Here is a 14,061-nt window from a genome sequence, read left to right as displayed (position 1 = left end):
CCTCACCCCGCCGCGCGCAGGTTCCGGATCGGCCGTCCCGGCACGACGGCCTGCGCGGCGGCGATGATCGCCTGCGCGTCGATGCCATAGTGGCGGTAGAGATCGGGGATGGAGCCGGTCTGGCCGAAATGCTCGACGCCCAGCGAGCGCGTGCGATGGCCCATGACGGCGCCGAGCCAGGCCAGCGTCGCGGGATGGCCGTCGAGAACCGTGACCAGGCCGCAATGGGACGGCACCTCGCGCAGCAGCCGCTCGATATGGCTGCTGGCATGGACGAGGCCATGCTCGCGGGCGCGGCTCGCCGCCGTCCAGCCGGCATTGAGGCGGTCGGCCGAGGTCACGGCGAGAAGCCCGACATCGCGGCGGTCCTCGGCCATGAGGCCGATGGCCTCGATCGCCTCGGGCGCCACGGCGCCGGTATAGGCGATGACCACTTGCGCGTTGGGCCCGGGCTTCCGCATCCAATAGGCGCCGTTGATGATATCCTCGGCGAGCGCGGGCTCGATCCGGCGCTGCGGCTGCTCGAGGGTGCGGGTCGAGAGCCGCAGATAGACCGAGCCGCCGACCTTGTCGCGCAGCCAGCTCCCCTCTTCCGGCTCGGCCTCGCCCGCGCGCTGGATATAGTCGAAGGACCAGCGCAGGATGGTTGCGAGCTCGTCGACGAAGGCCGGCTCGAAGCTCGCGAGCCCGTCCTGCGCCATACCGATGAGCGGTGTGGCGATCGATTGGTGCGCGCCGCCCTCGGGCGCCAGGGTCACGCCGGAGGGTGTGGCCGCGAGGATGAAGCGGGCATCCTGGTAGCAGGCATAGTTGAGCGCATCGAGGCCGCGCTCGATGAAGGGATCGTAGACCGTGCCGATCGGCAGCAACCGCTCGCCGAAGATCGAGTGCGACAGCCCGAGCGCCGAAAGCAGGATGAAAAGGTTCATCTCCGCGATGCCCAGCTCGATATGCTGGCCCTGCGGCGAGAAGGTCCAGTTGTAGGTCGAGGGGATGCGCTCGTCGCGGAAGAGGTCGGCCATCGCCTCGCGCGCGAAGAGCCCGCGGCGATTGACCCAGGCGCCCAGATTGGTCGAGACCGTGACGTCCGGCGAGGTGGTGACGATGCGCCGCGCCAGCTCCGTCTCGCCCTTGGCGACCTCGTGCAGCAGCAGGCCGAAGCCCTGCTGGGTGGACATCGCGGGCTGCGCCGTGATCTCGAGCCGGTCGGGGGTCGGCACCATCGGCGCCCGGTAGCGCCGCGGGCCCGCCTGGTTGAACGGCACCGCAGCCAGGAAGGCCTCGAGGCTCTCCACCGGCAGATCGAGCCCTTCGAAGAGCTCCCATTCCTGCCCCTCGCGGATCCGCATCGCCTGGCGGAACTGCTCCATCTGCGCCGGGGTCATGAGGCCGGCGTGATTGTCCTTGTGGCCGGCGAGCGGCAGGCCGAAGCCCTTGATGGTGTAGGCGATGAAGCAGACCGGCCGGTCATGCGTCCGCGCCGCCTCGAAGGCCTCGAGCAGCGAGGGCAGATCGTGGCCGCCCAGATTGCCCATCAGCCGCGCGAGTTCCTCGTCGGAACGCCGCTCGATCAGCCGCAACACCGCTCCCTGGTCGCCCAGGTCGTTGAGCAGCCGCTTGCGCCAGGCGGCCCCGCCCTGGAAGGCCAGCGCCGAATAGAGCTGGTTCGGGCAGGCATCGATCCAGTCCTTGAGCTTCTCGCCGCCGGGCTCGGCGAAGGCCGCCTGCTGCAGCGTTCCATGCTTGAGGATGACGACGTCCCAGCCGAAATTGCGGAACATCGCCTCGAACTTGGCCCAGAGCCCCTCGCGCACCACCGCGTCGAGGCTCTGGCGGTTGTAATCGACGACCCACCAGGTGTTGCGGAGGCCCTGCTTCCAGCCTTCGAGCAGCGCCTCGAAGATGTTGCCCTCGTCCATCTCGGCATCGCCGATGAGGGCCACCATGCGCCCCTCCGGCCGTTCCCGGCCCCAGCCCTTGGCGCGCACATAGTCCTGCACCAGCGACGAGAACAGGGTCTGCGCCACGCCGAGCCCGACCGAGCCCGTCGAGAAATCCACGTCGTCGCTGTCCTTGGTGCGCGACGGATAGGATTGGGCGCCCTTGTAGCCGCGAAAATTCTCGAGCTTCTCGCGGACCTGATTGCCCAGCAGATACTGGATCGCATGGAAGACGGGGCTCGCATGCGGCTTGACCGCGACCCGGTCCTCCGGGCGCAGCGCCGCGAAATAGAGCGCCGTCATGATGGTGGCGAGCGAGGCCGAGGAGGCCTGGTGGCCCCCGACCTTGAGCCCGTCGTCATGCGCGCGCAGATGGTTGGCGTTGTGGATGGTCCAGGTCGCGAGCCACAGCACCTTGCGCTCGAGCGCGGCCAGAACCGGCAGGCGGGCACCCGTCATGAGCATGTCCCTCCGAGGCGCCCAGCATAGGCGCGGGTCGCTGGCGATAGCAGCCAAACCTCCGCGACATTGGGGATAATATTGGCTATATTCACCAATATATGGCGGTGAACAGAGGAAATCGGCCAATGCGCGCCATCGACGAGATCGACCGGAAGATCATCGCCGCCGTGCAGAATGACGGCCGGATCACGACCCAGGACCTCGCCCAGAAAGTCGGGCTGTCGCCCTCGCCCTGCGCGCGGCGCGTCCGGCTGCTCGAGGAGGACGGGGTGATCAAGGGCTACACGGCGGTGATCGACCAGAAGAAGGTCGGGTTGCCCATCAGCGCCTTCGCCTCGATCAAGCTGGAGCGCCAGCGCGAGGAGGATCTGGACCGTTTCGGCAAGGCCGTCGCGCGCTGGCCCGAGGTCGTCGACTGCTATCTCATGACCGGTCGCCAGGACTATCTGATGCGCATCGTCGTGCGCGATCTCGAGGCCTATGAGCGTTTCCTCAAGGACAAGCTCACGCGTCTCGACAATGTCGCCTCGATCGAGACGAGCTTCGCGCTGGGCCAGGTCAAGCGCTCGGACGTGCTGCCGCTGAGCTAGAGCGTTTTCCGGCGAAGTGGACGCCGGTTCGCCGTAGAAAATGCGACCCACCCTACGAATCTAGAGCATTGTCCGATCCATCTTGATCGGACAATGCTCTAGGACCGGATCGCGGGGCTGCCGGCCATCTGCTCCGGCTCGGCGGTCCGCAGCAGCTCCTCCACCGCGGCACAGGTCGTGACCTTGGCCACGTTGCGGATCGCGAAATCGATCGAGGCCTTCTGCCAGGAATCGTCGATCGTCGAGCAGCCGTCCTGCGGCATCACCACGACATAACCCTTGTCGGCCCCGACCCGGGCGGTGTGCTCGACCGACATGTTGGTCCAGGCGCCGGTGTTGATGATGGTGTCGCGGTTCAAGGATTTGAGGATGGTCTCGAGCCGCGTGCCCTCCCAGGCGCTCATGCGCATCTTCTCGACGATGAAATCGCCGGGCTTGGGCTCGAGCCCGGCAGCCGGGGCGGCACCCCAGCTCCCACGCACGAGAGCGGCGCTCGACCGGATGCCCTGGAAGATGGGCGCATTGAGAGTCAGACCGGCCGCACCGGGCTCGACCACGAACCAGACATGGATCACCGGAACGCCGGCCGAGCGGCAGGCCTGGGCCAGGCGCCGGACATTCTCGACGATGTTCTGCCTGGCCGCATGGGCCGGCGCGCCGGAGCTGGCGAAGGCACCGCCCTCGGTGATCACGTCGTTCTGCAGGTCCTGGATGATGAGGACCGCGCGCGACGGATCGAGCAACGGCCCTTCGATCGACGCCGTCGGACGCGCGGCAGGCCGCGGCTCCACAGGCTTCGCGGCCGGCGCCCGGTGTGCCCGCATGAAGGGTTCGAGATGCGGGCCCACGCGCGTGCGCACCGTGTAGACGGACGTGCTGGCCGCGAGGAACAGGGTGCGGAAATCGGCGCCGCCCCAATGCAGGTTGCCCACCACCTCTGGCACCGCGATGCGGCCGAGCAACGTGCCGGTGGGCGCGAAGACCCAGATGCCGCCGGGGCCCGTGCACCAGATATTGCCGCGCTCGTCGCATTTCATCCCGTCGGGGATGCCCGGCTCCTGGCGCGACAGGAGCCCGTCGGCGAAGATCCGGCCGCGCCGCAGCGTGCCGTCCGGCGCCACGTCATAGACCCGGATCACCCCGCGCTCGGAATCGTTGATATAGAGCAGCCGTTCGTCGGGCGAGAAGCAGAGCCCGTTCGGCATGGCGAAGTCGTAGCGCGGCACGACGAGCTGGGGGCCCCCGCCACCCGGCGGCAGCCGGAACACGCCTTGCCAGCCCAGCTCCCGCCGCCGCTCCACGCCATAGACCGGCATGCGGCCGTACCAGGGATCGCTGAAATAGATCGAGCCGTCGGAACGCACGCAGACATCGTTGGGGCTGTTGAGCTCCTGCCCTTCGAAATGCGAGGCCAGCACCTCGCGCCCGCCGTCCGGCGTCTCGCGGATCAGCGAGGAGGTCGCGTGCTCGCAGACGATGAGGTTGAGGTCGGCATCGTAGGTCATGCCGTTGCATTTGTTGGCCGGCCGGCGCACCTCCTGGACACCGCGATCGGCATCCCAGCGCCGGCGCACATCGCCGGGCATGTCCGAGAACAGCAGGTAATGCTCGGTCGGGTGCCAGATCGGCCCCTCGGTGAACTTGAAGCCGGTGGCGAGGCTGCGGACCGGCTCGTTGCGGTCGATCAGCGCCTCGAACTCGGGCGCCATGACGCGGTAGGACATCGCCTTCCCTCCTCTCTACCGGCCGCTCACGCGCCCTCCGACGAGCCGCCGGCATCCTTGGAGGGAGCCCGCCGCTCGACATCCTTGCGGATCGATTCGAGATCGCGCGCCTCGCGGATCAACCCGCCCATCTTGGCGATGCTGCCGCCCTCGAAACCGATCTCCTTGAGGATGCCGTCGAGCATGGGCGCCTGGACGCGGTAGCGCAGGGCCGAATCGATCACCTCGTCGGTCAGGCTGCCATTGGGCTCGCCGCCACCGCGCCCGCTGCCCGTGAGACCGTCGAACTGCACGATGCGGATGCCGTCGATCTTCTCCATCGGCCGCACGCTCTCGCGGATGATGCCCTCGGCATGCTCGAGGAGTTGCTTGCGGTAGAGAGAAATGCGGGCGTTGTCGCTCAGCACGTTCTCGGCCTCGTTCACCAGGCGCTGGGCCTCGGCCACGATCTGCGAGCGGAACTGCTCGGCCGCGGCCAGGATGCGCGTCTGCTCGGCCTCCTTCTCGGCGATGACGACCTCCGCCTGCCGGCGGCGGTTGACGGATTCGATCTCGCGCACGGTCGAGACGTTTTCCTCCGCCTGCGCCGCTTGCGCATGCGCCGCCTCGGCCTTGACCTGGGCGGCATAGCGCTCGAGCGACTTCATATGGATCGCAGCCTGGCGCTCGATATCGGCCTCCTCGACGCTGCGCTCGCGGCCGATCTCGAGCCGGTGCAGCTCGAGCTCGCGGCCGATGCGGGCCTCGTCGAGCGAGCGCTCCGAGGACAATCGCGCCGTCTCGGTCGTCAGCCGCGCCTCGATACGCGACTGGTCGAGGTTGCGGGACCGTTCGATATCGATGCGCTCGGACTCCAGCTCCTTGGCGATCCGGGCGCGGGTCAGGGACAGGTCGCGTTCGATCCGGACCCGCTCCGTCTCTTCATGGGCCGCGATCTCGGCCTGCTGGGCGAGCGCCTCCTGGGCGGCGCGGTCGCGCGCCACCTCGGCGCGCTGTTCGGCCCGGCGCACCTCGACTTCGCGCTGCTGCGCGAGCCGCGCCATCTCGGCCTCCTGCTCGATATCGAGCGCCCGCTTCTCGGCCTCGAGATTGCGCAGGCGGATCTGGATCATGGTCTCCTGCTCGATATCGTTGCGCAGCTTGCGGCGCGCCTCGGTCTCCTGGATCAGGTTGGTCAAGCCCTCGGCGTCGAACCGGTTGGCCGGGTTGAAGAAGCCGAGCTCGGTCTGGTCGAGCCCGATGATCGCCACAGTCTCGAGCTCGAGGCCGTTCTGGGCCAGCGCGTCGGTCATGGTGGTGCGGACGCGCTGGATATAGTCGCCACGCTTCTCGTGCATCTCTTCCATGGTCATGGCGGCGGCCGCGATGCGCAGCGCCGAGACCAGCTTGCCGTCGAGGAGCGCGTTCAGCCGCTCGGGCTCGAGCGTGCGCCGGCCCAGCGTCGAGGCCGCGGCCGCCACCGCGCGCTTGTCGGACGAGACCCGGACATAGAAATCGGCCTCGATATCGACCCGCATCCGGTCCTTGGTGATGAGCGCCTCCTCGTTCTCGCGTGCCGCGCGGAGCTGCAGCACGTTCATGTTGACGTCGGTCACCTGATGCAGGATCGGGATGACGAAGGCGCCGCCGTCGATCACCACCCGCTCGCCGCCGAAGCCGGTGCGCACGAAGGCGACCTCCTTCGAGGAGCGCCGGTAGAGCCAGTTGAGCAGATAGACCACGATCGCGACGACCACGATCGCGGCGATCAGCCACGAGACGATTGAACCGATCAGCTCGCCACTCATGCTCCCTCCCGAACCGGCTTCGCTCCCCCGCAGCACCGGCAGCCCGGCGCCCGCAAGGGAACGATGCCTGCGAATGTCCCGGCGGTGCCCGCGATCCCCAGCATCGCTAGCCCACCGCCCGCCTGGTGGCGGTCCTTCTTCCTTCGATCGCCGTGAACGCCTCGACCGCTGCTGCGGCGAAGCCGGCCTCGTTGATGTGATACGGCAGCCGCCGGACCTGCCGATCCGATCCCGGGTGGACCGTGCTCTCGATCGCCGCGAACAGGGCGCGGTCGGCCTCCGGATCGTGGAAGGGCTGACCCGGCGCATCGAGCGCGGAAAGCCCGCCTTCCGGCAGCAGGAACAGCATCGGCCCCGTCATCCGGTTGAGGCGCTCGCCGATCCAGCAGCCGAGAACGGCGCCGTCGGCGGCATTGAGGCGCATCAGGCTCAAGCCCGGCGCCAGGCGATGGAGATTGCGATGGCGGAAGCGCGTCGGTACGGAATCGATCGCGCCGAAGGCGGCGGCATCGAGGCCGCCGCAACTGCCGACATAAGGCAGGCCCGACCGCGCGAGGGAACGGAAACGATCCTCGATCTCGCGCTCCTCGCCGCCGGCAACGAGCGGTGCCACATCGCCGGTGGCGATATCGAGCAGGCCGGCGAGCCGCCCCTCCTCGGCCAGCCGCGCCATCGCCCGCCCGCCACCGCCCATCGCATCGAACAGCACGCTGTCGTGATCGGGCTCCAATTGCCGCCGGACGCGATCGGCGCCGGCACGTGTCGTCGGTGTCAGGGTCAGGCCGATCGCCGGCGGCGGGCGCCGGGCCTCGGGGCGCGCCGCACCGCCGGCCTTGCGTCCCTTGACCATGCCGGCGAAGGCGCGGGCCCCGTTGCCGAGAACGTCGCGGGTCACCGCATTGACGCTGTCGAGATGGGCCACAGAATGCAGCAGCGTGACGTCGGTGGCACCGCTGTCGGCCAGGCTGTCCGGTGCCGCGCTGGTGATCAGGAGCTTGGGCAGGCCGATGGGCAACGCCCGCATTCCCTCCGTCGCGATCCCCGCCACCGCATGGCCGCCGGCAACGATCACGCCGGCGATGCCCTGCTGGGTTTGGAGCCAGACGCGGAAGGCCTCGGCCATGGCATCGGCGGCCTGGGCCTCGTCGGCGACGAAGACGGCGGCCGAGCCTCGTGGGTGATGGATCGCAATCTGGTTCGCCGTCACGTCGCAGGCGAAGGCCCGCCCCCGCGCCGAGAGATCCGCGAGGCGGACCTGGATTCCCTGGTCGCGCAGGATCTCGCGCAGATGGCGCAACGCCGCCTCGTGCCGGTCGAGCGCGCCGGCGAGAATGACATTCTCCGATCCGGCCGCCGGACGGCGCAGCTCCATCAGCCGGGCGCTGCCGGGGGCGCTCGCCGGTATCGACGGTCCCGCCTTTGCCGCCGGGCCCGCGCGTCTCTTATCCCGGCGTTCCGGCAGAGCCGTGGCCGGCGGAACGGCCTCCGCCTCCAACGGAGCCCCGGCCGGCTCGGTCTCGGGCTCCGGCGCCAGATCCTCGTCATGGGCATGCTGGCCCACGCCCAGGAGGCGCTGCTGCAGCAGCCGGTCGGCTGCCAGCGCCTTGGCATCGACGATGCGGTTGATGCGGCCATTGACCATGATGGCCACGCGTTCCGACACGGCGGTGGCAATGCCGATATTCTGCTCGATCAGCAGCACCGAGATCTCGCCCTGGCGGGCGAGCCCGATCAGCATGTCGCGGACCTGCTGGACGATGACGGGCGCCAGCCCCTCGGTCGGCTCGTCCATGACCAGGAGGCGCGGGTTCAGCAGCAGGGCGCGCGAGATCGCCAGCATCTGCTGCTCGCCGCCCGAAAGCTGCGCACCGCCGTGTTGGCGGCGCTCGGCCAGCCGCGGGAAGGTGTCGTAGATGCGCTCGATCGACCAGGCCTGCGGCTTCGCGACCTTGCTCAGGCGCAGATGCTCGTCGACCGTCAGGCTCGGCCAGAGCCGGCGGCCTTGCGGCACATAGCCGATCCCCTTGCGCGCGATCTGCGCCGCGGACTGGCCGATCAGTTCCTCGCCGGCGAACCGGACCGACCCGCTCGTGGTTTTGACGATCCCCATGATCGCCTTGCAGAGCGTGGTCTTGCCCATGCCGTTGCGGCCGACCACCGCCAGCACGCCCGAGCGCAGGCTCAGATTGACGCCCTGGAGCGCGTGGGACTGCCCGTAATGGACGTTGAGGCCGCTGACCTGAAGGATCGGCGCCGCGGTGCCGGCGGGAAGCGGACGGTCAGCCATCCTCGCCTCCCAGATAGAGCTCCTGGACCTCCTCGTCCGCCTCGATCTCGCGCGGAGCGCCTTCCTTGAAGATCCGCCCGTCATGCATCACCGTCACGCTCTCGGCGACGCGCAGCGCCACATCCATGTCGTGCTCGATGATGATGAAGCCGATATGGGCCGGCAGCGAGGTCAGGATCGCCACCAGGTCCTGGCGTTCCGCCGGCGAAAGGCCGGCCGCGGGCTCGTCGAACAGGATGAGGCGCGGCGCCCCCGCCAGGGCCATCGCGATCTCGAGCTGGCGCTGCTGGCCATGGCTCAGATCGGCCACGATCTTGTCCTTGGCCGATGTCAGATGTACCGCCTCGACCAGCTTCTCGGCCGCCGCGATCAGCACGTCGTCGCGCCGCGACGGGAAGAACGAGAAGCGCTGGCGCGATACGCCGCGGCAGGCCAGATGCACGTTCTCCCGCACCGTCAGCTTCTTGAACAGGAGCGAGGTCTGGTAGGTGCGCCGCAAGCCGCGCCGCACGCGCTCCTGGGGCGGAAACTCGGTCACGTCCTCGCCGAAAAAGCGGATGGTGCCGGACGTCGGCAGGAAATCGCCGGTGATGCAGTTGAAGAGCGTGGTCTTGCCGGCGCCGTTCGACCCCAGCACCGCGCGCCGCTCGCCGGGCCTGACCGAGAGCGAGACGTTGGAGAGCGCCGCCAGCGCGCCGAACATGCGCGTCACCATCTCCAGGTCGAGCGCGTTCTCGAGGCCCCGGGCGAAGGCTTCAGGTTCGGCTTGCATGACGGCGTCCATCGGTCGCGATCCGCCGGCGCTCAACGCCGCGGGCGCAGGATCGAGCCGCGCCAGCGCTGCCACAGGCCGATGACCCCGTCCGGGGAGAAGGCGACGATGGCGAGGAAGCCGACCCCGACCAGCAGGTTGAAGCGCAGGCTGGTGAAGCCCAGCAGATGGAACAGGTCGATCGCGAAGGTGCGCAGCAGGATGAAGACCAAGGCACCGATATAGGGCCCGATCGGATGGCCGAGGCCGCCCACGACCGCGATCACCAGGATGTCGATGGCGGCATTGACCGATGCGGTTCCCGGCGAGATCTGGCCGTTGAACCAGACCACCAGGATGCCGGCGACGGCGGCGATGAAGGAGGCATAGGCGAAGGCCAGGATGCGCAGCAGCGGGACGCTGAATCCCAGCGACGCCATGCGCCGCGGATCGTCGCGCACGCCCTTGACCGCGAGGCAGAAGGTCGAGCGCGAAAGGAACCGGGTGAGCCCGAAAGCCGCCGCCGCCACGCCCAGCGAGAGGTAGTAGAAAGGCGTGGGCCGGTGCCAGTCGACCCCCAGCACCTGCGGCGGCAGGACCGAATTGAACCCGCGCTGGCCGTTGAAGACCTCGAGATTCTGGTTGCAGAAGTAGTAGAACGCCGCCGCGATCGCGAGGGTGATCATGATCATGTAGATGCCCTGCGTGCGGATCGCAATGATGCCGACGAGGGTGCCGAAGACGGTGGCGGCCAGGATGGCGACCGGCACGAAGGCCCACCAGGGCCAGCCGAGACTGATATCGGCGTACGCGCTCGAGCCCAGGATCGCCACCAGATAGCCCGACAGGCCCGCCGTGGTCATCTGTGCCAGCGACACCATCCCGCCATAGCCGGCGAGGAACATGAAGCTCATGCCGATCGTACCGAAGACGAAGGTCCAGCCGAAGATCTGGTACTGGAAGAAGTCGTCGGCGAAGACCGGCATGACCAGAAGGACGAGGGCCGTCAGCCAGGCACCCGGGCGGATGCCGGCGATGCCCTGCTCGATCCGTCCCAGCCGCTGGGGCCGTGTCCGGCGCGAAGGCAGCGCGATGGGGTTGGGAGCCGTGGTCTCGCTCATCGCCGCCCCATGATTCCCTGCGGCCGGATGGCGAGCACCGCGACCATGATCACGAAGGTGACGAGGACCGCATAGGTCGAGGCATAGACCGAGCCAAGTTGCTCGGCGAGACCGACCAGCAGCGCGCCGATGGCGGCGCCTGTGATGCTGCCCATGCCGCCCACGATCACCACCACGAGCGACGCCAGCAGGAAGCGCGCATCCTCACCGGGCGCCAGCGACTGCAACGTGCCGCCGACGACACCGGCGATCCCGGTGAGGCCGGCACCGAAGGCGAAGACGGCGATGAAGAGGATCTGCACGCGAGCCCCGGTCGCCGCCAGCATGGTGCTGTCATCGACGCCGGCGCGGATCATCATCCCGACCTTGGTGCGATTGATCAGGAGCCAGAGCCCGATGCCGAGCGCCACCGAGGCCGCCAGCACGATCAGTCGGATGAAGGAATAGGAGAGATAGATCACCTCGCCCGAACTGTTCACGGCGGTGGCGAAGGGCAGCTCGACGGCGCCCTTCGACCAGGAGGGCGCCAACACCTGATAGAAGCCACCGCCCCAGATCCAGAGCATGATATCGGCGACGCAGAGCCCGACGCCGATGGTCATCAGCACCTGCCGCAGCTCCTGGCCCTCGAGGCGGCGGAACACCGTCACCTGCAGCAGCGCACCCGCCACCGCCATCGTGACGAAGGCCGCGAAGATGCTGAGCAGCCAGGAACCGGTAGCGTCCTGGACCGCATAGCCGATATAGCCGCCGAATAGATAGAGCGTACCGTGCGCCAGGTTGACGTTCTTCATCAGCCCGAAGATCAACGAGAAGCCGCAGGCGACCAGGAAATAGAGACTCCCCAGCGTGAGGCCGTTCAGCACCGCGCTGACGAAGACCTTCTTCTTGCCGAACACGGCCTCGAAGCCCGGCGGCCAGACGGCGAGGAACAGCCAGGCGAGCGCCAGCAGCAGGACGAGCAGCAGCAGGAGGCGGTAGGGGTGACGCCGCGCCGATTGCTGCCATGTCGCTGCCATGCTCATCGCGAACTCCGGGGCCCGAGGCCGTCAGCCACGAGATTCGGGAGCCAGAGTAAGGGAGTATGGAGAGCGGGCTATAGCAAGGCGTCTGATTTCATGGGGCTTCCGGCCCCGGGGCCGTGTTCCCGGCTCAATGCACCAGATGGCCGACCCGGCGGTAGTCGGTCGGCGCCATGCCGGTATTGAGGCAGAAGAAGCGGGAGAAGCTGCTCTGCGAGGAGAAGCCCAGATCGAAGCCGATATCGGCGATCTTCTTCTCGCTCTGCACCAGATCGACGAAGGCCCGCTCGATCCGCATCGTGTTCCAGAACAGCTTGGGCGGCAGCCCGACCTGCGAATGGAACAGCTTGAAGAAATGCGGCCGCGAAAGCCCCGCCTCCGAGGCCACCTGGCTCATGTCGATATCGGCATCGAGGCAGTCGGACAGGAGCCGGATCGATTTGCGGACGCGGAAATCGTTCACCCCCAGCCTGAGCTCGAGCGGCTGGGGCTGCGGCAGATGCAGGTGGGAGCTGTAGCGGCAGGCTTCCGCGAGCTCGTAGAGCATGGCCTCGATGGTCTCGTCCTCCGAGCCGCTCAAGACCTTGCCCACCACATGCTTCACCAGGAGCGCGATCTCGGGCGTGATCCGGAACTCGCGCCGGCCGAAATTCAACGCGTCATAGGCGCCGGGCCGGTGGCCGGTGAACCAGGGCTCGCGGATATAGAGCACCAGCGCATACTGCCCGACCGCCGGAACTTCCGGGATGTAGGTATGGACTTCCCAGGGATTGACCGCCACGCCGGTCGTCGGGCCGACGATATGGTCCTTGTCCTTGATCCGGACGCGCGAATTGGCCCCGCTCACGTGAAAGAGCAGATGCCCTTCCCGATGCGCATGGGCGATGAGGGTCCGATCGATGTGGTACAACACGACCCGCCCGAAGGGGCCGTGAATGATGGAGACTGCCTTGCTCATCCCTGGTTCCTCCCGCGCCCTCTTGATCGGGGCATTGCTTACCCTCTGAAGTTGAGGGGATTTTGAGACCACCAGCGGCTACAACTATGCCGAACAACCGGTGCCGGGCAAGCCATGGACCGGCTCTTCGGAAAAGAAAAATACTCCATGTATCGCCCTAGCCCCGGTGAGGAGAACCGCGCCCACGGCCCCCGAGGCCTTCCTCACGCTCCCCCTAGACCCTTCGCTCCTCGAATCCGCCGGCCCGCACCAGCATGGCCGCATAATCCCCCTCGCTGACCGCGACGGGGTTGGTCGCCGTGTTGGGATCCCGGAAGGCACGGCGCGCCAGCCTGGGCAGCATCTGCCGGTCGACGCCGAGTTCCGCCAGCGAATCCGGCAAGGCAAGGCGTTGTGCGAGCTGCCGGAAATAGACCGATAGATTGATATCGAAGGGCAACGAGAGCAGATCGGTCAGGCGCATGCCGGCGGGGTGCGGATCCCCGGCGTTGAAATCGAGCACGACGGGCAGCACCACGGCGCTGACGGCACCGGGCTCGATCACGCAGCTGACGAGCCCGGCGATGGCGTTGCCGATGGCGCGCGCGGCCCCCATGCCCTTCGAGGCCGCGAGCATCGCCTCGATCGCGGCCCCCATGAGCAGGGTCCCGCCCGGCGGCGGATGTCCCGCAGCCGCCTGTTCCAGATAGACGATGCTGCGCCGCACCGCCGCGAGCGCCAGCGCTTCGGCCGGCGGATTCTCGCCGCGCGCCATATAGGCCTCGACGCCCCCGGCCGCGATATGCATGCCGACGGCGATCCCCTGGGCGCAAGACATCTCCGCGATGAAATCCGGATCGCAGACCGACGCATCCGGCACGAAATCCGCATCGAACATGGCCGAGACCTCGCCATCGTCGGTCGGCACCGTGATGGTCGGCCCCAGCGCCGCGATGGCACCGGCATCGACCGGAACGGCGATCAGGTAGGGCGCATGGTCGGCGGATTCGGGCCGCGCGGCCTTGCCGGCCAGCGCGGGCAGCTCGGGGATCAGCGTGCCGCGGGCCACGACCTTGGCTCGGTTGATCAGGCCCTCATGCCCGATGGCGAGCAGCGTGTCGCAACCCTCGAGCCGGATCAGCTCTCGAACCTCGGCAACGCTGGGCGCGCCTTCCGCCGCTGCGCCGCCTTGGTCGGAAAGCAGGAGCACGTCGATATCGGCGGGAAGGATGCCTTTCAGCCGCTCGAGCGGACCGCCGGCGGCGGCCGGATCGGCGAGGATCACGAAGCGGCGAAGATCGTGCCGGCGGATTTCGGCATGGAGCGCAGTGCCGAGGGCGCCGCGGCCGAAGTGAATGCGGTTGGCTTGGAAGACCAGCGACATTCGGTGACCCCGACGGCCGGCGCCGCGCGAGAACCCATCAGGAAGGCGCCGGCGCT

Annotated in this window: 10 protein-coding genes; 1 reads left to right on the top strand and 9 read right to left on the bottom strand. The window is 68.2% G+C overall.

Annotated elements, in window-relative coordinates:
- Positions 1-2 precede the first annotated feature (2 nt).
- Positions 3-2,399, bottom strand: a complete 2,397-nt coding sequence (locus FRZ61_RS05360) for a transketolase (RefSeq protein WP_151115488.1) — start codon at positions 2,397-2,399, stop codon at positions 3-5.
- A 128-nt stretch (positions 2,400-2,527) separates the two neighbouring features.
- Between FRZ61_RS05360 and FRZ61_RS05355 the strand changes: the two genes are divergently transcribed.
- Positions 2,528-2,992 carry an Lrp/AsnC family transcriptional regulator gene (locus FRZ61_RS05355; protein WP_151115486.1) on the top strand — a complete coding sequence of 155 codons (465 nt, stop codon included), beginning with the start codon at positions 2,528-2,530 and terminating at the stop codon, positions 2,990-2,992.
- A 98-nt stretch (positions 2,993-3,090) separates the two neighbouring features.
- On the opposite strand, the gene FRZ61_RS05350 is transcribed toward FRZ61_RS05355, so the two are convergent.
- From FRZ61_RS05350 to FRZ61_RS05315, 8 genes are all read right to left on the bottom strand, one after another.
- Positions 3,091-4,716 (bottom strand): isochorismatase family protein, encoded by a 1,626-nt coding sequence (locus FRZ61_RS05350; RefSeq protein WP_151115484.1) that lies wholly within the window; start codon positions 4,714-4,716, stop codon positions 3,091-3,093.
- Between the two features lie 26 nt (positions 4,717-4,742).
- On the bottom strand, positions 4,743-6,503 hold the full coding sequence (locus FRZ61_RS05345) for a flotillin family protein (RefSeq protein WP_151115483.1): 1,761 nt from the start codon (positions 6,501-6,503) through the stop codon (positions 4,743-4,745).
- Positions 6,504-6,609: 106 nt separating this feature from the next.
- Entirely contained in the window at positions 6,610-8,790 is a 2,181-nt protein-coding gene (locus FRZ61_RS05340) for a Tm-1-like ATP-binding domain-containing protein (RefSeq protein WP_151115481.1), read from the bottom strand.
- A complete protein-coding gene (locus tag FRZ61_RS05335; protein ID WP_151115479.1) occupies positions 8,783-9,562 on the bottom strand; it encodes an ABC transporter ATP-binding protein in 780 nt (259 codons plus the stop codon). The genes FRZ61_RS05340 and FRZ61_RS05335 overlap by 8 nt, the downstream gene beginning before the upstream one ends.
- Before the next feature lie 32 nt (positions 9,563-9,594).
- Entirely contained in the window at positions 9,595-10,662 is a 1,068-nt protein-coding gene (locus tag FRZ61_RS05330) for a branched-chain amino acid ABC transporter permease (RefSeq protein ID WP_151115478.1), read from the bottom strand.
- On the bottom strand, positions 10,659-11,681 hold the full coding sequence (locus FRZ61_RS05325; protein WP_151115476.1) for a branched-chain amino acid ABC transporter permease: 1,023 nt from the start codon (positions 11,679-11,681) through the stop codon (positions 10,659-10,661). Before FRZ61_RS05325 ends, FRZ61_RS05330 begins: the two co-directional genes overlap by 4 nt.
- A gap of 133 nt (positions 11,682-11,814) precedes the next feature.
- Positions 11,815-12,642, bottom strand: a complete 828-nt coding sequence (locus FRZ61_RS05320; RefSeq protein ID WP_151115474.1) for an AraC family transcriptional regulator — start codon at positions 12,640-12,642, stop codon at positions 11,815-11,817.
- Positions 12,643-12,856: 214 nt separating this feature from the next.
- Positions 12,857-14,005: an iron-containing alcohol dehydrogenase gene (locus tag FRZ61_RS05315; RefSeq protein WP_151115472.1), complete on the bottom strand. Its 1,149-nt coding sequence runs from the start codon at positions 14,003-14,005 to the stop codon at positions 12,857-12,859.
- Positions 14,006-14,061 lie beyond the last annotated feature (56 nt).

Source organism: Hypericibacter adhaerens, from assembly GCF_008728835.1.
Taxonomy (GTDB): domain Bacteria; phylum Pseudomonadota; class Alphaproteobacteria; order Dongiales; family Dongiaceae; genus Hypericibacter; species Hypericibacter adhaerens.
Note: the sequence above shows the minus strand (reverse complement) of the source record. Positions and strands in the feature narration are given on the sequence as shown.

Coding starts and splice junctions, on each gene's coding strand:
- FRZ61_RS05360 (WP_151115488.1), bottom strand. CDS start 2,399: ATGACGGGTGCCCGCCTGCCGGTTCTGGCCGCGCTCGAGCGCAAGGTG.
- FRZ61_RS05355 (WP_151115486.1), top strand. CDS start 2,528: ATGCGCGCCATCGACGAGATCGACCGGAAGATCATCGCCGCCGTGCAG.
- FRZ61_RS05350 (WP_151115484.1), bottom strand. CDS start 4,716: ATGTCCTACCGCGTCATGGCGCCCGAGTTCGAGGCGCTGATCGACCGC.
- FRZ61_RS05345 (WP_151115483.1), bottom strand. CDS start 6,503: ATGAGTGGCGAGCTGATCGGTTCAATCGTCTCGTGGCTGATCGCCGCG.
- FRZ61_RS05340 (WP_151115481.1), bottom strand. CDS start 8,790: ATGGCTGACCGTCCGCTTCCCGCCGGCACCGCGGCGCCGATCCTTCAG.
- FRZ61_RS05335 (WP_151115479.1), bottom strand. CDS start 9,562: ATGCAAGCCGAACCTGAAGCCTTCGCCCGGGGCCTCGAGAACGCGCTC.
- FRZ61_RS05330 (WP_151115478.1), bottom strand. CDS start 10,662: ATGAGCGAGACCACGGCTCCCAACCCCATCGCGCTGCCTTCGCGCCGG.
- FRZ61_RS05325 (WP_151115476.1), bottom strand. CDS start 11,681: ATGGCAGCGACATGGCAGCAATCGGCGCGGCGTCACCCCTACCGCCTC.
- FRZ61_RS05320 (WP_151115474.1), bottom strand. CDS start 12,642: ATGAGCAAGGCAGTCTCCATCATTCACGGCCCCTTCGGGCGGGTCGTG.
- FRZ61_RS05315 (WP_151115472.1), bottom strand. CDS start 14,005: ATGTCGCTGGTCTTCCAAGCCAACCGCATTCACTTCGGCCGCGGCGCC.